20 protein-coding genes are annotated in these 17,394 nt (G+C 66.6%); 10 read left to right on the top strand and 10 right to left on the bottom strand.

Annotated elements, in window-relative coordinates:
- Positions 1–56 precede the first annotated feature (56 nt).
- Positions 57–512: an RrF2 family transcriptional regulator gene (locus tag ACLQ3I_RS08015; RefSeq protein WP_425801094.1), complete on the bottom strand. Its 456-nt coding sequence runs from the start codon at positions 510–512 to the stop codon at positions 57–59.
- A 4-nt stretch (positions 513–516) separates the two neighbouring features.
- Entirely contained in the window at positions 517–1,275 is a 759-nt protein-coding gene (locus ACLQ3I_RS08010) for an SDR family oxidoreductase (protein ID WP_425801092.1), read from the bottom strand.
- A 124-nt stretch (positions 1,276–1,399) separates the two neighbouring features.
- On the opposite strand from ACLQ3I_RS08010, the gene ACLQ3I_RS08005 reads away from it, so the two are divergent.
- The 4 genes from ACLQ3I_RS08005 (at position 1,400) to ACLQ3I_RS07990 (ending at position 4,001) form a co-directional block, all read left to right on the top strand.
- A complete protein-coding gene (locus ACLQ3I_RS08005) occupies positions 1,400–1,723 on the top strand; it encodes an ArsR/SmtB family transcription factor (RefSeq protein WP_425801090.1) in 324 nt (107 codons plus the stop codon).
- Positions 1,720–2,136: an SRPBCC family protein gene (locus ACLQ3I_RS08000; protein ID WP_425792386.1), complete on the top strand. Its 417-nt coding sequence runs from the start codon at positions 1,720–1,722 to the stop codon at positions 2,134–2,136. The genes ACLQ3I_RS08005 and ACLQ3I_RS08000 overlap by 4 nt, the downstream gene beginning before the upstream one ends.
- Positions 2,137–2,219: 83 nt before the next feature.
- Entirely contained in the window at positions 2,220–2,576 is a 357-nt protein-coding gene (locus tag ACLQ3I_RS07995; RefSeq protein WP_425792385.1) for a UBP-type zinc finger domain-containing protein, read from the top strand.
- A gap of 114 nt (positions 2,577–2,690) precedes the next feature.
- Positions 2,691–4,001: an acyltransferase gene (locus tag ACLQ3I_RS07990; RefSeq protein ID WP_425801909.1), complete on the top strand. Its 1,311-nt coding sequence runs from the start codon at positions 2,691–2,693 to the stop codon at positions 3,999–4,001.
- 8 nt (positions 4,002–4,009) lie between these two features.
- On the opposite strand, the gene ACLQ3I_RS07985 is transcribed toward ACLQ3I_RS07990, so the two are convergent.
- The 4 genes from ACLQ3I_RS07985 to ACLQ3I_RS07970 are packed head-to-tail and all read right to left on the bottom strand — an operon-like array spanning position 4,010 to position 7,301.
- Positions 4,010–4,507, bottom strand: a complete 498-nt coding sequence (locus ACLQ3I_RS07985; RefSeq protein WP_425801088.1) for a flavin reductase family protein — start codon at positions 4,505–4,507, stop codon at positions 4,010–4,012.
- Positions 4,504–4,884, bottom strand: coding sequence for an NADPH-dependent oxidoreductase (locus ACLQ3I_RS07980; RefSeq protein ID WP_425801907.1), 381 nt, complete (start codon positions 4,882–4,884; stop codon positions 4,504–4,506). The genes ACLQ3I_RS07985 and ACLQ3I_RS07980 overlap by 4 nt, the downstream gene beginning before the upstream one ends.
- Positions 4,884–6,047 (bottom strand): LLM class flavin-dependent oxidoreductase, encoded by a 1,164-nt coding sequence (locus ACLQ3I_RS07975; protein ID WP_425801086.1) that lies wholly within the window; start codon positions 6,045–6,047, stop codon positions 4,884–4,886. The genes ACLQ3I_RS07980 and ACLQ3I_RS07975 overlap by 1 nt, the downstream gene beginning before the upstream one ends.
- A 57-nt stretch (positions 6,048–6,104) precedes the next feature.
- On the bottom strand, positions 6,105–7,301 hold the full coding sequence (locus tag ACLQ3I_RS07970) for an SfnB family sulfur acquisition oxidoreductase (protein WP_425801084.1): 1,197 nt from the start codon (positions 7,299–7,301) through the stop codon (positions 6,105–6,107).
- A 257-nt stretch (positions 7,302–7,558) separates the two neighbouring features.
- Between ACLQ3I_RS07970 and ACLQ3I_RS07965 the strand changes: the two genes are divergently transcribed.
- Both ACLQ3I_RS07965 and ACLQ3I_RS07960 read left to right on the top strand, forming a co-directional pair.
- Positions 7,559–7,888 (top strand): carboxymuconolactone decarboxylase family protein, encoded by a 330-nt coding sequence (locus ACLQ3I_RS07965; protein ID WP_425801082.1) that lies wholly within the window; start codon positions 7,559–7,561, stop codon positions 7,886–7,888.
- 91 nt (positions 7,889–7,979) lie between these two features.
- Complete coding sequence (locus tag ACLQ3I_RS07960; protein WP_425801080.1) at positions 7,980–8,861, top strand: siderophore-interacting protein; 882 nt, start codon at positions 7,980–7,982, stop codon at positions 8,859–8,861.
- Between the two features lie 36 nt (positions 8,862–8,897).
- Here ACLQ3I_RS07960 and ACLQ3I_RS07955 read toward each other — a convergent pair whose 3' ends face one another.
- The 3 genes from ACLQ3I_RS07955 to ACLQ3I_RS07945 form a co-directional block, all read right to left on the bottom strand.
- Positions 8,898–9,320: a PPOX class F420-dependent oxidoreductase gene (locus ACLQ3I_RS07955; protein ID WP_425792378.1), complete on the bottom strand. Its 423-nt coding sequence runs from the start codon at positions 9,318–9,320 to the stop codon at positions 8,898–8,900.
- Positions 9,320–10,027: a type 1 glutamine amidotransferase domain-containing protein gene (locus tag ACLQ3I_RS07950; protein WP_425801078.1), complete on the bottom strand. Its 708-nt coding sequence runs from the start codon at positions 10,025–10,027 to the stop codon at positions 9,320–9,322. The genes ACLQ3I_RS07955 and ACLQ3I_RS07950 overlap by 1 nt, the downstream gene beginning before the upstream one ends.
- 158 nt (positions 10,028–10,185) lie before the next feature.
- Entirely contained in the window at positions 10,186–11,019 is an 834-nt protein-coding gene (locus ACLQ3I_RS07945; protein ID WP_425801076.1) for a sulfurtransferase, read from the bottom strand.
- 76 nt (positions 11,020–11,095) lie between these two features.
- On the opposite strand from ACLQ3I_RS07945, the gene ACLQ3I_RS07940 reads away from it, so the two are divergent.
- Both ACLQ3I_RS07940 and ACLQ3I_RS07935 read left to right on the top strand, forming a co-directional pair.
- On the top strand, positions 11,096–11,563 hold the full coding sequence (locus tag ACLQ3I_RS07940) for a hypothetical protein (RefSeq protein WP_425801074.1): 468 nt from the start codon (positions 11,096–11,098) through the stop codon (positions 11,561–11,563).
- Between the two features lie 19 nt (positions 11,564–11,582).
- The gene (locus ACLQ3I_RS07935; protein WP_425801072.1) at positions 11,583–12,137 is read left to right on the top strand and encodes an RNA polymerase sigma factor; all 555 of its coding nucleotides are present in this window, start codon (positions 11,583–11,585) and stop codon (positions 12,135–12,137) included.
- 203 nt (positions 12,138–12,340) lie between these two features.
- On the opposite strand, the gene ACLQ3I_RS07930 is transcribed toward ACLQ3I_RS07935, so the two are convergent.
- On the bottom strand, positions 12,341–13,882 hold the full coding sequence (locus ACLQ3I_RS07930) for a DUF7373 family lipoprotein (RefSeq protein ID WP_425801070.1): 1,542 nt from the start codon (positions 13,880–13,882) through the stop codon (positions 12,341–12,343).
- Positions 13,883–14,094: 212 nt separating this feature from the next.
- Between ACLQ3I_RS07930 and ACLQ3I_RS07925 the strand changes: the two genes are divergently transcribed.
- Positions 14,095–15,966 carry a dynamin family protein gene (locus ACLQ3I_RS07925; protein WP_425792373.1) on the top strand — a complete coding sequence of 624 codons (1,872 nt, stop codon included), beginning with the start codon at positions 14,095–14,097 and terminating at the stop codon, positions 15,964–15,966.
- The gene (locus tag ACLQ3I_RS07920) at positions 15,963–17,387 is read left to right on the top strand and encodes a GTPase (RefSeq protein ID WP_425792372.1); all 1,425 of its coding nucleotides are present in this window, start codon (positions 15,963–15,965) and stop codon (positions 17,385–17,387) included. The genes ACLQ3I_RS07925 and ACLQ3I_RS07920 overlap by 4 nt, the downstream gene beginning before the upstream one ends.
- Positions 17,388–17,394: the final 7 nt, after the last annotated feature.

The raw sequence follows: 17,394 nt of genomic DNA, 5'->3' as shown, positions 1-17,394 counted from the left end.
TAGCGAAGAACCCGCCGGACGGCGAGCCGTACATCTCCGTGCTGCTCGACCGTCGGTCAGGATGCCGCCAGGATGTTCTTCAATTGGTTGATATCAAGTGTCGCAGCAAGATCCGCAATGGTCACCCCGGCCAGCGACGCCCGCCAGGCCCGCTCGGCGGCGGCCATCACCTTCGCGATACCGCACGCGGACACGCATTGTTCCGGCGGCGCGGCGAGGATGCCCTGCTGCCGGATCTCGGTGCATCGGAATGCCGGCTCCTTGCCGTCCACGGCCTGGACCACGTCGAGCACCGTGATGGTTTCGGGAGCACGCGTCAGGGCATATCCGCCGTCGCGCCCCTCGGCGGGGAGGATAAGGTCCGCACGCGCCAACGCCTGCAGGTGCTTCGCGAGGTAGGTCTTGGACACTCCGTGCAGCTCAGCGAGCCGGGCTGCCGGCACCGGGCGTTCGGACTGGCTCAGCACCACACAGCAGTGCAGAGACCACTCCACGCCGGTCGAGAGCTTCATGGCGTCAGCCTATCGACGCACGCGCATCGAGCCAGTCGTCGAAGGTCGTCGGCGCGATCCAGGCATCCACGCCCGGCGTGGGGACGAGAGCCGCGTTGTCGAGGATCGCTCCGAAATACCCCGCGTCGTGATCACTCTGCACGGATCGTCGATCGCCGGTTGTGGCGAACAACCGTCGGACCAATTCGTCGATACCCACCGCCTCGGGCCCGGCGATCTCGGCGGTCCCGTTGACCGGCGCTCCGAGCACGATGTCGCTCACCCTCTCGACGACGTCGCTCGAGGCGATGGGCTGCAGATGCGCAGGCGTGGCGTGCACCACATCGCCACGCGTCCCCGCTTCGGCGATGCCGGCGACGAATTCGAAGAACTGTGTCGACCGCACGATCGAGTATGGAATCGGCCCGGCCTGGACCAATTCTTCCTGCGCGAGTTTCGCGCGCATGTACCCGGAGTCGGTGAGCCGGTCGGCACCGACGATCGACAGGATCACGTGATGACCGACCTCGGCAGCCTGCTCGGCGGTGAGCAGATTACTCGTCGAGGCACGGAAGAACTCCAGGACGTCGTCGTCCTGCCACGACGGTGAATTGGTGAGGTCGACGACGACGTCGGCGCCCACAACGGCTTCGGCGACACCCTTGCCGGTGATCGCGTCCACGCCGGCGCTGCGCCCCAGGGCCACCACGTCGTGCCCGGCCGCGGCCAGCTTCGCCTCGACCTGACTCCCGATGAGCCCGTTACCGAAAATGACGATCTTCATCTCACACCTTCCCTTCGTTTACTCGGATATTTATAGTCTCAGTTTACTACGACATCGTATATCCGAGTCAATGTCTGTCCGGCCACGGTTGACGCGTCGGATATTTCCGACATATCCTCGCGCCGTGCTCACCTCCGACGACGTGTTCCTGGCGCTGGCCAATCCGGTCCGCCGCCGGTTGTTGGAGTTGCTCGCCGCCGAACCCACGGCTGCCGGCGATCTCAGTGCCCACTTCGTGCTGAGTCGCTCGTCGGTGGCCGAACACCTGAAGGTCCTGAAGGATGCCGGGCTCGTCGCCGACGAGGCTCGTGGCCGCCACCGGATCTATCACCTGACGGCGGCCCCGCTCGCCGACCTGAGCGACTGGCTCCACCCCTTCGAACGCTTCTGGCGTGCCCGACTGTCCGATATCGCCGACATCGCCGACATCGCAGAGGATCTCGTATGACCACCGATTCCACCCACCGGTACGCGGTGATCCGCGTCGATCAGTTCGTCGCGGCCCGCCCTGAAACCGTATGGCGCACCCTCACCGAACCGGACCTGGTGCAGCGCTGGTGGGCGGCCGGCGACATCCGGCCCGATGTCGGACACGAGTTCACTCTCGACATGCCGGGTTTCGGCCTCCAGCCGTGCCGGGTCCTCGAGGCCGATCCGCCCTCCCGGTTCGTCTACACGTTCACCGCCAACTGGACGCTCACCTGGACCCTGATACCGGAGGGAAAGGGCACACGCCTCCTGCTCGAGCACTCCGGGTTCGACCTCGACGACACGCGGATGGCCGCGGCATTCGACCGGATGGGTCCGGGCTGGCGCGACGTCGTCCTGCCGCGGCTCGCCGACCTCGTGCAGGAGATCTGACTCCGTCCGGCCGCGGGAAGGCCGCCGCGCCGATATCCTGACGTGCATCGCGGAGTGACCATCCCCGCCGATCGGAGGCCGCAATGTCATCTGCGTCGATCGATCCGGACGTCCCACCGAGCGGTCCGGGCTGCGTCGAATGCACCAGCGACGGCTCGTGGTGGGTGCACCTGCGTCGCTGCGCGCAGTGCGGTCACGTCGGCTGCTGCGACGACTCTCTGAACCGCCATGCGCGCCGGCACGCGGAGGAGACCGGCCACCGCGTCATCCAGAGCTATGAGCCCGGCGAGGAGTGGTTCTGGGACTTCACCACCGAGGAGTTGTTCGCCGGCCCGGAGCTGGCAGCGCCCACCGAGCACCCGGCCTCGCAGGGTGCGCCGGGTCCGCGCGAGCGACTCCCCGACGACTGGCGCGCCGAGTTACGGTCGCACGAATCCTGATCAGACCCCGTAACCCGCGCTGACCTGCACGGATGTACCTCCACTGAGGTTTCTCCCAGGAACAGTCCGTACACTGCCCGACGCAGGGGAAGGGATCCGATCGGGGAGGTGCGGTTGCAGACCGTCGACGACACCACAGAAAAAGTACATACGGACGCCGGGCCGCCGGGGGGCGGCTCGACCGGCGTCGCGACGGAACCTCGGAGGAAGCCGTCATCGGGCCGCGCGCACACCGCCGACTTCGTGCGCGTCCTGCTCTTCGCCGGCGTGGTCATCGCACACAGCGTCAACGCCATCAACACCTCTCCCGACGTGATCCGCTCGGCCAACCTCGTCGGCACGATCTGTCACCTCACCCGCTACGGCTTCGTCGCGGTGACGTTGTTCGTCCTGGTACTCAGCACCCGCGGCAAACCGATGTCACCCGTCGCGTTCTGGCGACGGCGATTCGGCATGGTGGTCGGCCCCTACCTGGTGTGGACCCTGCTCTACTCCCTGACCGATCACGTGATCATCGCCGACAACCCGTGGCCCACCCCGGCCCGCTTCTTCAGCGATCTCGGTCACGACGTCGCCACCGGCGAGGGCAAGTACCAGCTCTACTTCTTGCTGATCTCGATGCAGATCTACCTGGCGTTTCCCCTGGTCTCATGGATTCTCGATCGCACGGCACACCGACCGTGGCGAGTACTCGGCGTCGCCGCCGTGATCCAGATGGGGTCGTTCGTCTTCTACCAGTACCTCCCCCGCCCGGCCGGGCCGACCTGGACCCTGGTCTACGACAACCTGTGGAAGACGCTGCCGATGTATGCCCTGTTCATCGCGATCGGGGCGCTCGCCGCCGTGCACCACGAGGTGATGAACGAGTGGCTGCGGACCCACGCGGTCGCAGTGATCTCCGCGTGCGGGATCGGTACCGCCTTCAGTGTCGGCGGCTACCTCCTGGCCACCTCCCCCGGCAACGTCCCGCTGCAGGCGAACACCCCGTGGAATCCCGTCAACCTGCCATGGTTCCTCGCCGGACTGACGCTTCTCTGGATGCTGGCGCTGGTCTGGAACGCGCGCCGGGAATCGGGTCGCGTGATGTCGTCGAAGGCGGTGTCATATGCGTCGTTCCGCGCCTTCGGCGTCTTCGCCGTGCATCCGCTGATCCTCGACATCCTCGGCCGGATCGGCTTCATCGGCACACTGTTCGACTGGTTCCCGAACTCCGCGGCGATCCGCACCACACTGCTGACGGCGGTCGTTCTCGCGGCGTCCCTGATTGTTGTCGACATCCTGCTGCGCACCCCGGTCAGCAAGTGGCTCACCGCCAGATCCCGCGTCCCGGTGCGGCGACGGGCAAAGCCCGTCGTCACGACCGTCGTGGAGTCTGCCCCTGACCCGCGGGAGAGCACTGCCGTGAGTGCGGCGCCGGCGCCCTAGCGTGAACACTAGACCGCGAGACGGCCGAAGCCACTCCGGTGAAAGATCAAGGGACTGCCGGACTCCGGATGCTCCACCGCATGGAGTTGCAGTAGCACGATGATGTGATCGCCCGCCTCCACCTCGCGGTAGATGGTGGTGTCGAAGCGGGCGAGCCCATCGTCGAGGGTGACCGCACCGTCGCCGGTGGCCTGGAGCGCGATGTGGTCGAAGCGATGCTCGACCGGGCCCGCCAGCCGGCGACAGACCTCACCGTGATGGTCGGCCAGGATCGTCACCCCGAGGTGTTCGGCACGGCGGAGATCCGGCCATGTCTTGGAGGTATTGGCCACCGAGAAGGACACCAGCGGCGGGTCGAGGCTGACACTGCTGAAAGAACTGGCGGCCAACCCGGTCAATGCCCCGTCCACCTCGGCAGCGACAGCGACCACACCGGTCGGGAACACACCGAATGCCTTGCGCAGCTTGGCCGGGTCGAGATCCTGATTGGTGCGCAGCTCAGTCATGAACGCCCTCCCAGCAGCGCTGTGACCGTCGGCCTGGTCTCGGCCGGCCACTCCGCGTAGGCCTGCGGGTCTTCGTACGCGGAATCCACCACATAGAGCGCGCGGCCCGGCACGGTGCCGCCGATCTCGGTGAGAACCGGTCGCAATGTCAGCTCAGGCGACAGCGAATGGGCCGGACTGCCGCCGAGCATCAGGCGGATCGCCACCTCCGACAGACCGGTACCACCCGCGAAACGGTCGAGGACAGCCGCACCGAGGGTGGCGAGGTCGACGATCACATCGGGCTCGGCGCCGCTGAGCTCGGTGGCGACACAGGTTGCCGCGGTGAGTGTTCGGCTCGCGGGCTTGGGATTTCCGACGACGACGGCGGTGGCGATCATGACGCCGCCGCCCGCGCGGTGGGCGCCGCACCGAACGGCACCGCGGAACGTCCGACGACCGGTGCGGGATGTTCCCAGAGGCCGCGCCGGGCGAGTTCGGGGAGAACACCCTCGCCGAACCAGTACGACTCTTCGAGATGCGGATAGCCGGAGAGCACGAACTCCTCGATGCCGACATCACGATAGGCCTCGATGAGATCGGCGATCTCGGTGAACGAGCCGACCATCGCGGTCCCCGCGCCACCGCGAACCAGGCCGATCCCCGCCCAGAGGTTCGGGTAGATCTCCAGACCGTCCTTCGAACCCTTGTTGAGTGCGAGCATCCGCTGCTGCCCCTCCGACGCCGAACGCTTCAGTCCCGATTGGATACGCGCAACCTCCTCGTCGGAGATGTGCCGGAGTAGCCGATCGGCTTCGGCCCATGCATCGTCGGAGGTCTCTCGCGCGATGGTGTGCAGCCGGATACCGAACGTGAGTTGCCGCCCCTGCTCGGCAGCTGCCTTACGCACCCGATCGAGCTTCTCCGCGACCGCTTCCGGGGGCTCACCCCAGGTGAGGTAGACGTCCGCGTGCTTCGCGGCGACGGCGATACCGGCCGGCGACGATCCCCCGAAGTAGATCTTCGGCAACGGATCCGGGATCTGCGCGAGTGTGGCGTCGGCGACCGACAGATAATCACCGTCGAAGTCGACCGTCGCGCCGGTCCACAGCCGGCGGACGATCTCGAGGAATTCGTCTGCGCGGGCGTACCGCTGGTCCTTGTCGAGGAAGTCGCCGAACATCTGCTGCTCGTGGTCCTCGCCCCCGGTCACCACGTTCAGCAGAAGCCTTCCGCCGGAAAGATTCTGGAAGGTACCGGACATCTGCGCCGCCAGAAACGGCGCGACGACGCCCGGCCGGAAGGCGACCAGGAACTTGAGTCGCTCCGACAGACTGCTGATCATCGCGGTCGATATCCACGCGTCCTCGCACCAGGCCCCGGTCGGCGTCAGTGCCGCCTCGAATCCGAGTTGTTCCGCGCTGCGGGCGATCTGACCCAGATACGGCACCGAGGCCGGCCTGCCCGCGGAGCCGGCCGACACCCCGTGGCCGCCGCCGACCACGTTGCGGCCGTCACCGCCGTTGGTCGGCAGGAACCAGTGAAACGTCAATGCATTCATGTACTTCGTTCTCTTCCTTCGTCTCTCGTGCGGGGGCGTAACTCGTGTTGCGGTCGGTCAGAGTTGACCGGTGCGGGGCGGGAGAATGCCCTCGGCTGCCCAGCGCCCGAGGTGCTGCACCTTCCACGCCGCCGGGTCGTGCAGTGTGTGGGTGCGGGCATTGCGCCAATGTCGATCCAGGGACTCCTTGGCGACCACGGAACGGGTACCGGCGACCTCGAACAGGCGGCTCGCCACGTCGACAGAGGTCTTCGTGGTGGAAGCGCGGGCCGCCGCGACGGCGAGGGTCGCGGCCGCGGCGGTCGCCTCGTCGAGATCCACGTCGGCTCGGTCGACGGCACGGCCCGCCTCGGCGAGCAGTGCCTCGGCACCGCGGACCGCGAGCTCCATCTCGCCGAAGGCGTGCACCACCAACGGATCGTCGGCGGCGCGCTCGACCCCGGCGTCCGGGTGGGGACGGCTCTTGGTGGTCACGAACTCCGCGGCATCCTCGAGCGCGGCGCGCGCGATACCCGCGTCGATCGCGGCGTGGAGCAACTGGGCGAACGCGCCGTAGGTGGTCGGACCCGTGAAGGTGGCCGAGAAGTCGGTGATCAGGTCGTCGGTGACCACCACGTCGGTCAAGCGCACCGTCCCGCTCGCGGTGGTCCGCTGGCCGAGGGCCTCCCAGTCGTCGACCACCTCGACACCGTCGGCATCACGCCGGACCCACGCGACGTGCAGCGGACCGTTCTCGCCGAGATGCGCCAGCGTCGGGATCCAGTCGGCGAACAGCGCCCCGGTGCAGTAGAACTTCGTCCCGCTCAGACGCCAGACACCGTCGCCGGCGCCGATGTCCGGTCGGAGCGTGGTGGCGTAGTCGCGGATGTGCTTGGTGCCACGCTCGGATTGCGCGTTACCGAGGGTCTTGCCCGCGAGGACCTCGGGGAGGATCCGCGCCTGCTGCTCCGGGCTGCCCTGGAGCAGAAGCTGATTGATGAACACGAAGTGGCTGTGCGGGATCTGCCCGATGTTGGGGTCTCCCTTGGAGATGAGACGGATCACCTCGGCTACCGTGCTCGCGGGTAGCTCCGCACCACCGAGTCGGGCGGGAACCGTGATGGCCGCCAAACCACTCGCGGCCAGCTTCGCGACCTGCTCGAACGGCAGAATCCTCGCCCGGTCACGTTCCGCGGCGCCCTTCGCGAACTCGGCGCCGAGTTCGGCCGCAGTGGCGATGGCCTCGCCCCTGCCGAGGACCGGAACCTCACGCATCTCTCACTCCTCGCTCGTCCCCGCCGGATGTCAACCCTCACATCAAACGCCGCCGAGCCCGGGCCGACCACACTTTCTCGCCCGCTGAGTCAAAGATTTGCCGCCCGATCACCTGCGTCACGGAGTCGATGGCACCCGACGTACGCGGTTTGCCCACAATACCCCCCAGGGGTACAGTGTGTCGTGCCGCATCCCCAACCCATGTCGTGCAATTCCTTCAAAGCCGGGATCAAGCGCACCAAGTACAAGGAGTACCAATGCACTCTCACAACGAGGAAGCAAAGTTCATGGCCGACATCAAGGAAGCCGCGCCGGAGATGGTCTCGGCCTTCTTCGGGTTCGACAAAGCCGTGTTCGACAAGAAAACCGGAACCCTCGACCTGGCCACCCGTGAGCTGATCGCGGTTGGGGTGGCCGTGACCACGCAGTGCCCGTACTGCATCGAAGACCACGCCAAACGCGCGGTCAAGGCCGGCGCTTCCAAGGCCGCCGTCGCCGAAGCCGTCATGGTCGCCGCAGCCCTGCGCGCCGGTGGCGGTGTCACCCATGGATGGAAGGCGATGAAGAGCATCGCAGACGACGAGTGACGTCGCGGAAGATCTCGGCGCGATCCTCGTCCGACGGACCGAGCGTCTGCACCGACGTCGTCGATGACCCCCGCGTATCCTGGCGGACGTCATGGGTTACTCGTTCGCACGCGTCACAGCTGCCGCCGACCTGAATCCCCGCCTCCGCCGAATCCGCTTCGAGGTACCCGACCTCGAACAACTCGGGCTGCCCGGTGCCGCGGACGAAGCGGTCGGGATCTATTTCCCTCGCGATGGTGAGTCGGCACCCCCACCCATGCAACTCCGGGATGGCGTGTGGGCATATCACGACATCGATCCGTTACCCGATGCCCGCAACTACTCGGTCCGGGCCGTCGATCCCGAGACCCGTTCGATGACTGTCGATTTCGTGGTCCATTCACACGGTCCCGCCACGGTGTGGGCGCAGCACGCAGAGCCGGGGGACGAGGTGGCGATGTCACACGCGCGCGGCTGGTATCGGCCGCCGGCCTCCGCCGGGTGGCACCTCCTCGTGGCCGACCTGGCAGGCCTGCCGGCGTTGGCCCGCATCCTGGAGGAGCATCGGGGCGCGGCCAAGGTGGTCGCGCTGGTCGAGGTCGCCGCCGACAACGACCTCGCCTACCTCGACCGCTGTTCGACGGATGCCGAGATCGTTCCCCTCGTCGGCAGCGGAAACGGACTGGGGCCGAGCGTTCTCGGCGACTCGATCCGTCGCCTCGATCTTCCCCCGGGGACCGGATACTGCTGGTTCGCCGGGGAAGCGGCCCAGTCACGGGTTACGCGAAAGTACTTGCGCCAGGAGCACCGTTGGCCGCGGGAGAGCTACGACATCATCGGCTACTGGCGTGCCGAGGGTGAGAGGTGGGCCCGTCGCTATGCCGAGCACGGCGACGAGCTCTTTGCCGTATATCAGCGCGCGATCGCCCGGGGTAAGGGCGAGAAGGCGGCGGCCGAGGAGTTCGACGAAGCGCTCGAGCGCGCCGGACTCTGAGCCACCGAACCCCTCCCGGGTGCCCGAAGGGGTAACTCAGCCGGTGGCCTGGTCATTGTCCTTCATCGAACCCCACCCGTGCCAACGGTCGATCTCGATGATCGCCGTCGTGCGGGGCCGTACCCGATCGGGATATGGACCGCCCGCGTAATGACGGGAGATCCGGTCGATGTCGGTGAGGCCGTCGTCGTCGCGGAACTCGATCACGCGGCCGAGCAGCGTGATGTGCGTGTACCAGGTCTCCTCGTCGAGCACCGTGAGGGTGACGCGGGGATCACGCCGCAGGTGGTCGAGGCGCACCCGGCCGTTGTCCATGCTCAACAGCACACGGTCGCCGTCGAGCAGATACCAGGTGGCCGCCGAGACCGGCCCGCCGTCGGAACGCAGAGTCGCCATCACGCATGGATTGGGCTTGGCGAGAAGCTCTTTCGCAGCATCAGGAAGCGGTGGTCGGGACATCAGTCGGCCTTTCCCAGTCGATCGACGAGGGCACGCGCGAGCGGGCCCGAGGATGCCGGATTCTGTCCGGTCAGCAGATTGCGGTCGGTCTCGATGTGCGGCGCCCACGGTTCCCCGGTGACCACCTTCAATCCCGCATCGGTGAGACGATCCTGGAGCAGCCACGGCGCCTTGGCCGCCAGCCCGCCCTGTTCCTCCTCGGCATTGGTGAAGCCGGTGACCGTATGGCCGATGAAGGTGTTCTGGCCGTCAGCGTCGGTTGCCGAGAGCAGGGCCGCCGGCCCGTGACACACGATGGCGACGGGACGGTCGGCTGTGTTGACCGCGGTGAGGATTTTGCCGGCCTCCGGGTCGACGGCCAGGTCCTCCATCGGTCCGTGCCCGCCGGGCACGAAGACGGCGTCATAGTCTTCGACCACCACATCGGACAACGCAATCGGGTTCTGGAACTCGGGAGCACTCTCGACCACGTCGCGGATATGAGCGGCGGCCTCGGCCGAACCGGCACGCTCGGCGGTCAGGCTCCCCTCGTCCACCGGTGGCCGTACGCCACCCGGGGTCGCGACGGTGACCTCGTAACCTGCGTCTTTGAGGATCTCCAGTGGTGCGACGGCCTCCTCGGCCCAGAACCCGGTCGCGTGTTTGCTCCCATCGGTGAGGGTCCAGTGATCCGATCCGGTCATCACGAACAACACTGTGCGTGACATGTCGACCTCCTCAGTCGTTCGGCTCGTCCGATCGAGCGCATTCGTCGGTCCGAGTACAGCGGCCCCCCTCATCGCCAACGTACCCATGTTCCGGTCGCCTCGTGCGAGGTGCGGCCGACGCGGCCGCTCCGTCGCGGCGTCCACGTTCCGCGGAACGCTCACGCTCCCGTCTCGACCGGCCGCCCCGGGTCCGACGACCACTGCGACCACGAGCCGGGGAACAATATGCCGGTGAAACCGGCGATCTCCAGCGCGGCGATCTCGTGGGCCGCATTGACACCCGACCCGCAGTAGGCGATCACGTCGGTGTCGGCACCGATCCCCAAGGTCGAGAAGCGTTCTCGAAGGACATCTGCAGGCAGGAACGTGCCGTCGGGTCCGATGTTGGCCGCGGTCGGCGCGCTGATCGCGCCGGGGATGTGACCGGCACGCGGATCCATCGGCTCGGCCTCACCTCGAAACCGTTCTGCGGCACGGGCATCCAGCAGCTGGGCGGGCGATCCGGGGACGTCGTCGATGTCGACGGTAGGTAGATGGCCGCCGGTCAGAGTCACCGAGCCGGTACGCGGCGTCGCATCGCCCGACGACACCCGGAGCCCGGCGGTTCGCCAGGCACCCAGCCCGCCGTCGAGCATGCGCACATCGGTCAGGCCTGCCCAGCGCAGCAGCCACCACGCCCGGGCCGAGGCGAGATTGCCGATGTCGTCGTAGACCACCACCGAGGATCCGTTGTCGATGCCCCATCGGCGGGCAGCCGCCTGGAGATCGGCGATGTCGGGGAGCGGATGCCGACCGCGCTCGGGTGTCGCCGGCGCGGCGAGCTCGGCGTCGAGGTCGACGAACACCGCGCCCGGGATGTGACCTTCCCGGTAGTGGTCGTGACCGTGGCGGTCGCCGAGTTGCCATCGCACATCGAGAATCACCGGCGGGTGATCGGAGAGCATCGCCTCCGGGAGCTCGTCGGCGCTGATCAATATCGGGGTCGTCGGCATGCTCCCGATCATGCCTGTCCCGCCGAACGAGGACGACCACGGCGGGAACAATCCAGCGGCCCGTAACATCAAACCCGTGAGCGGCCACCGACTGGTGGCGGCACCGCACTCACACCCGATCGGAGGTCATGACATGCAGGAGGAGCCGTCGATCCTGGCTTCACTCGGCATCGACCCCGCCGCCACGTCACCCGAGCCCCCCGCCGGGGTCTGGGAGACCGCACTCCAGGCCGCGTTCGACCCCGACGCGGTCGCCGACCCGGACACCGTGCCCGACATGGACGACACGCTGCCACCCGACGACGATGACGACATCGTCGTGGTGGACGACCATCCGCACGCCGACGACCACGACACGGCCCATCCAGGGGCCACCGATCACGCAGCCACCGATCACTCGCTCACCGGACACGGCGCGGACGCGGACGATCCCGCGCTCGATCACCCGGACCTCGGCGGCGGCGAGCACCATGATCTCGGCCACGATGACATCGACCACGGCGACCACCACGACCACGGCCACGACGGCCACCACGACATCTGAACTTCGGTTGGGGGAGTTGATGGACGAAGCGGTGCTGCTCATGCAGGCACGCGACGGTGATCAGCACGCTTTCGCGCAGCTCGTCGCCGCCCACCGCACCCACGTGTGGGCGGTGTGCCTCAACATCTGCGGAAATCAGCACGACGCCGAGGACGCTCTGCAGAACACCCTCGTCGCGGCATGGCAGAACCTGCACAAGTTCCGGGGCGAGGCCCGCTTCTCCACCTGGGTGCATCGCATCGCCGCCAACAACGCTCTGACCGTGGTACGCCGCCGCAAGAACAACACCCAGATCACCGACTTCACCGATCCCGAACAGCCGATCCAACTCATCGACGACGACGGCGGATCGAGCTTCGACGAGCGGCTCGCGGTGCGCGACGCCGTTCGTGAGGCCATCGCCCGGCTTCCCGACGATTTCCGGGAGGCGGTGGTGCTGCGTGAGTTCGGCGATCTCACCTATGCCGATATCGCTGTCCACCAGGGCGTCGGCGTCCAGACCGTCAAGTCGCGGCTCAACCGTGCCAGGACACAGCTCGCGGAGATCCTGCGCGATCAACGCACCGCAGGCTGACGCGACCGATCGAGGACAGTCGACGACTGGAATGCTCAGTCCGATCAGCTGGGAAATGTCACTGACCGCGGAGTCTCCGGCCGGGTGACCAACCCCGACTATGCGCGAAGAACCTCAGACGGGGGCAAACACCAACGCCGTGCGCCCCGCCCACTGCGGAAAGGGGCGAGGCACACAACGTTTGGTGTTCGCGTATGTCCAGATCACTTGGCGTTCTGATCAGCCTTGGTCAGGATTGTGTACTGTGCCGAAATCTGCTGATAAGCATCGGCTTTGTTGTTGGAGGTGACGGACCCGACATAACGGCCCTTCTGCACGAGGCAGATGAACATTGTCGACTCGTTCACCGCTTTACTCTGACACTTGGCGATCGGAAGGCCCTGCGGACCAGCCACATTGCCCATGCCCTGCGTGCGATTGGCGGCCACAAAGGTATCGACGATCTTCTTGGCGCCGGCATCGTCCCGGGCGCGGTACACGGTGGAACGCTCAACGCCGTTGGCGGTCGAGCCCACCTCCGAGAGCACATTGAAGTCAGTGACCGGGTCAGAGCTGGTCATGGCCATTCCGCGCGGTCCGTACACCGCGCGCATAGAACCGCTCGGCATCCCTGTGGACTTCTTGAGTTCCTCGTCGGAGTACGGCAGCGCGTAGATCAGGACCTTGTTCTGATCTATCATCGGATCCTTCGCCTCGATGCCCTTGGCCTTCGCTTCGGCCTTTGTGGGCGTGGCGGGGAACTGATCGATCAGCTTGCCCTGGAGCGTCACGGCCTTCTTGATGGTGGGTTCCAACAGATCCTGCTGCTTGGTGGTGGTTTGGTACCACTGGTACAACACGTAGGTGTTGTGCGGCGTGTAGGCCATGATCGTCTGCTTGTCACCGTCGTCCTTTTTGATCACGGTGGTGTCGGGCAGGCCGTCGATCTTGGTTGTCGTCGCATTCTCGGCCTTCGCGCTTGCCGCGGCCATCTGATCGGCAGCCTTGCCGGCGTCGGCGGGGGTCAGATACCGGACCACCATGTTGTTGATCGAGCGCTGGTTGCCCGCGCGCAGGCTGGAGTCCGGTGTGCCGGCAGTCGCGACGTAGCCGCCGACGACGGCGTCGTTGGCCGGCACGTCGACGGGCTCCGGTGCCATGACGGCTTTCATGTTGTTCTTGCCGGTGATGACCATCGTCGGCAACTTCGCGTTGGTGAGATCTTGGTCGATCTCGAAGGGCACCACAATGTACTCGGCCATCCGCTGGCCCTCGACCTGCAGAATGTTCGCAGGCGTGGACCGGGGAAACGGTGGCCGTGGGCTGGTCGGGTACTTGCCGGTGTTGAGCACCTTGAGGTCGATCGAGGGTTCGGCGGCCTTGCTGGATGCGGCCGTGTGCTCAGAGGCGGCTTCTCCGTCGCCGGAGCATCCGGCGACGAGCACGGCCGCTGTGGCAGCACCCACCAAGCAGACGGCGGGTTTCCATTTCTTCATATCTCTTTTCCTTCCGAAGGTTGCCCGGTCGCGACCGGATGATCGGCTGCCTGGGCCCGAGGGCGTATCGGCGGCGGGGCGGCGGGGCGCATCAACTATTGAATTGGTAGCTGACGAGAGGACCAGCCCTGATTGGACGCTGCGGACCGGGCATTTGGTTCCCTCGCCGGCCTGGGTCTTTGACGGTGGCCGAGTCAGAGCATGGACAGTGGGCTCGACGCCACGCGGTGACCGGGCTCTGCCACCGCAGCGGTCAGCGGCGGCTGCCACTTGTCCATCGTGAAGAAAGTCCCAACGAGCCCGTGCGACACAGGGGCTCGCCGTCCCCTGGACCAGCAGATGGTCAATCCGCCCTGCAGGTTAATGCAGGAGGCCGACTATCGGTTAATTTGGTCACTCGGTAGAGTGCCGTGTTGGCGCGGACTCAGCCTGGTGCACGTCACCGCGCGAAATGGCGGTGATCGTCCACGACGCTTGTGGCCATGGCCACACTCGAGAACCGGGGGATTCAGAAGATGGGTGAGACTGCGTCACCAGCCGCAGCGGCCACCCATCCGGTTGCCGCCGATTCGGCAGCAACCGAGGTGGTCGAGGCCGCGGTCAAGGTTCTGCGCGCCTACCAGATGGACCGCGTCGCCGACGTCGCGCTCAACAAGCTGCGCAGCGACGACCACACGCGCACGATCGTTGTGGTCGGCGAAGTGCAGCGTGGCAAGAGTTCGCTGGTCAATGCACTGATCGGGCATCGCAACATGTGCCCGGTGGGAGTCGACGTGACGTCCGCGGTGACCGTCAGCGTCACCGACGATGCGGACCTGGATCAGCCCAGTGCCGCCGAACTGTTCTTCCCTTCCGGCGCGAAAACGGTGCCCACCGCCGACCTCGAACAGTGGGTCACCACCGGCGGAGCCATGGTGCGTGACCCACAGGTCGAAGAACTGCCCACCGCGGCAGCCGTCGCTGTCCGCGATGCCCAGATGTCCGACGTCACCATCGTCGACACCCCCGGCGTCGGAGGGCTCGACGTCGGTCTGGCCAAACTGGCCGAACAATCCGCGGAACAGGCGCGCGTGCTGGTGCTGGTGTGCGACGCGTCGAGTCCGCTGACAGCACCCGAGATGGAGTTCGTGCGCCAATCCACGGCGACCGTCGATTCGGTCGTCGTGGTGGTCACCAAGACCGACAAGCATCTGCGACGCTGGCGACAGATCGTCGCCGAGAACGAACGCATCCTCGCCGAGCATCTGCAACGCACAGTGACGGTCGTCGGCGTGTCGAGCCTGCTGGCGGTGATGGCCACCGAAACCACCGACCCACAGCTGCGTGAGCGACTCGACGTCGACAGCGGCATCGGGGCACTCCGCCGGCAACTCGGTCAACGGCTCGACGCCGCTTCCAGCCGACCGCATCTCGACGCAGTCCGCGCCTGCCTGGAAGGACTGCGGGTGGTGCGCACGAAGATCTCCCGCGAACTCGACGCCGTCGAAGCCGGCGCGAAGGCACTCCCCGATCTGACCGCGGACATGAAGCGACTGACCGAGCTGCAGGACCAGGCACGGCAGTGGGAGCAGTATCTCGCGCGTGACCTCACGTTGCTGCGACAGTCGGCGGTCGACGATCTCGAACGGCGCCTCGACGAGATCCGCGACAAGTGGACCAAGTACGTCAATACCCACGGCATGGACGTGTTGCGGCGCAGCGCACAAAAGTTCACCGCCGACATGCAGACCGATCTCCAGTTGGCGATGGCAGAAACCCTGTCGGGGTTCTTGCAGGAGCTGCACGACAAGATCGTCGCGCCCCGATTCACCGATGACCCCGGGGTATGGGAAGAACTCAGCGCACAGATCGTCGCGTCCATGCAGGACAAGAAGATCGAGGCCCACCAGGTCGGCAGCAAACGCCACGGACTGCTCGACCCAACCCTGCTCACCATGGGTGTGGTGGGATCGTCGACCCTCGGCGGGCTGATCGGACTTTCGGCGCTCATGGGGGTCGGTATCGCGGTGGGCACCGTGTGGGTCGGAATCAACCTCGGGTTCAGGGCGATCCGGGCAGGCAAGGCCAACCTGCTGTCCTGGCTACGGGAAACGGTCGTCGCCACCAAGGCCGCGACCGGTCGCCTCCTCGACAGCGCTGTCGCCCAATCGCGACCGGAGATCATCATCCGCTACCGCGAGTACCTGCGCGTCAACATCGAAGACCTCCAGAAGACCATCAACGAGGTGCAGAAAGCGGCATCCGCGGACGCGGCCTCACGCGAAAAGAACACGAAACGACTCTCGAGCAACCTGGCAATCGTCGACAAGCGGATCGCGTCCGCCGAGCAATACCTGGCCGGGGTGTCCCGATGACAACACCCACACCGCGGCGCGTCGACCCCATCCACACCGTGCTCGACCAGGGACTGCACCAGCTCGCCGCGCTCGGCGGCGACCTGGTCGCTCACGCCAACTCGATCGGCACCATCTTGTGGTCACCACCGCGGGTGGTGGTCGTAGGGCGACTCAAAGCCGGAAAATCGACCCTCGTCAACGCACTGATCGGCGCGCCGGTCGCCGAGACCGCTGCCCTGGAGGCGACCAACGTGGTGACCGTCTACCAGGACGGGGCCCCCTCGCGAGCCGAAGTCGTCAGCGTCGGCGGGGCCCGCCACCCCGTGGCGGTACAGCCGAACCAGCGCCCCCAGCTACCGCTTCCGACGCCCGACATCCAGTTCGTCGATCGGTGGCTGCCCTCGGCAGCGTTGCGGCAGCTCACACTGATCGATACCCCGGGCCTGTCCACGCTGACCGTCGCCAACGACGCCGCCACCCGACGGGTGATGATCGACGGATTCGAGCAGACCCGCACCGCCTCCATCGACGCCGACGCCGCGGTGTTCTTGTTCGACGCCGCGCCGCGCCACGATGAGATCGCTTTCCTGAGCCAGCTGCCATTCACACCGTTGAACATGTTGGGCGTGCTCTCGCGCGCCGACTCATTCGGCGAAGGCGCCCTCGGTCAGCGAGACCCCCTCGAACATGCCACCGAACATGCTGGACGACTGGCCACGCAGCTGAAGAACACTGTCTCCGCGGTCCTTCCGGTCTCCGGTCTGATGGCCCAGACCAGCCACACCGGCATGCTCACCGAGCAACTGGCGTCCGCGCTGGCGCGGCTGCAGCCGATGGCACCACTGGATGTGCTGCGCATCTTCGACAACGACGTCGACAGCGTGGTGCCCGTCGCGTTGCGCGAACAGCTCCTCGGCCTGGTCGGTGAGTACGGGGTGTTGCACGGCCGCCAGGTCGCCGTGGGCGGCGCGGCAGCACTCAACAAGTGGCTGACCGAGCGGTCCGGTGTCGCCGCCCTGCACCGGGCGCTGGACGCCTCGACCACCCGCTTCGCGATCTATCATCGCGCCCACCGCATCCTCGCCCGCCTGGACCAGCTGGCGTTCACCCACCCCGCCCGCGACCAGATCCGGTCACTGACAACCGTCTTGCGCATGAATCCCGCGCTACACATGGTCTCCGTCATGGAGGACTACCAGCGGATGCTGCACACCGATCCCCGATCGATCGTCACCGATGAACTACACACGATCCTGACCGCGACCACCGTCGCCGGTCAGGTCGGACTACCCGATGATGCGTCAGCGCACGCGGTGACCGCCGAAGCGCACCGCCGTCTGGGCGTAGCCCAGCAGCGGTCGCTGGCGACCGCATCGGCGGCCGAAGACGCCGCCATCGTCACCCTGATCGACACGTACACGACCGTGATCACCGGATAGGACCCCC

Origin of the sequence: Gordonia sp. DT101 (genome assembly GCF_049844895.1) — a bacterium.
In the GTDB taxonomy this organism is placed as follows: domain Bacteria; phylum Actinomycetota; class Actinomycetes; order Mycobacteriales; family Mycobacteriaceae; genus Gordonia.
The sequence above is the reverse complement of the archived record's forward strand: the minus strand, read 5'-3'. Positions and strand labels throughout refer to the sequence as shown.

Bases quoted from the DNA above. Each gene is read 5' to 3' on its own strand.
- ACLQ3I_RS08015 (WP_425801094.1), bottom strand. From the start codon at position 512: ATGAAGCTCTCGACCGGCGTGGAGTGGTCTCTGCACTGCTGTGTGGTG.
- ACLQ3I_RS08010 (WP_425801092.1), bottom strand. From the start codon at position 1,275: ATGAAGATCGTCATTTTCGGTAACGGGCTCATCGGGAGTCAGGTCGAG.
- ACLQ3I_RS08000 (WP_425792386.1), top strand. From the start codon at position 1,720: ATGACCACCGATTCCACCCACCGGTACGCGGTGATCCGCGTCGATCAG.
- ACLQ3I_RS07995 (WP_425792385.1), top strand. From the start codon at position 2,220: ATGTCATCTGCGTCGATCGATCCGGACGTCCCACCGAGCGGTCCGGGC.
- ACLQ3I_RS07985 (WP_425801088.1), bottom strand. From the start codon at position 4,507: ATGACTGAGCTGCGCACCAATCAGGATCTCGACCCGGCCAAGCTGCGC.
- ACLQ3I_RS07975 (WP_425801086.1), bottom strand. From the start codon at position 6,047: ATGAATGCATTGACGTTTCACTGGTTCCTGCCGACCAACGGCGGTGAC.
- ACLQ3I_RS07970 (WP_425801084.1), bottom strand. From the start codon at position 7,301: ATGCGTGAGGTTCCGGTCCTCGGCAGGGGCGAGGCCATCGCCACTGCG.
- ACLQ3I_RS07965 (WP_425801082.1), top strand. From the start codon at position 7,559: ATGCACTCTCACAACGAGGAAGCAAAGTTCATGGCCGACATCAAGGAA.
- ACLQ3I_RS07960 (WP_425801080.1), top strand. From the start codon at position 7,980: ATGGGTTACTCGTTCGCACGCGTCACAGCTGCCGCCGACCTGAATCCC.
- ACLQ3I_RS07955 (WP_425792378.1), bottom strand. From the start codon at position 9,320: ATGTCCCGACCACCGCTTCCTGATGCTGCGAAAGAGCTTCTCGCCAAG.
- ACLQ3I_RS07950 (WP_425801078.1), bottom strand. From the start codon at position 10,027: ATGTCACGCACAGTGTTGTTCGTGATGACCGGATCGGATCACTGGACC.
- ACLQ3I_RS07945 (WP_425801076.1), bottom strand. From the start codon at position 11,019: ATGCCGACGACCCCGATATTGATCAGCGCCGACGAGCTCCCGGAGGCG.
- ACLQ3I_RS07935 (WP_425801072.1), top strand. From the start codon at position 11,583: ATGGACGAAGCGGTGCTGCTCATGCAGGCACGCGACGGTGATCAGCAC.
- ACLQ3I_RS07925 (WP_425792373.1), top strand. From the start codon at position 14,095: ATGGCCACACTCGAGAACCGGGGGATTCAGAAGATGGGTGAGACTGCG.
- ACLQ3I_RS07920 (WP_425792372.1), top strand. From the start codon at position 15,963: ATGACAACACCCACACCGCGGCGCGTCGACCCCATCCACACCGTGCTC.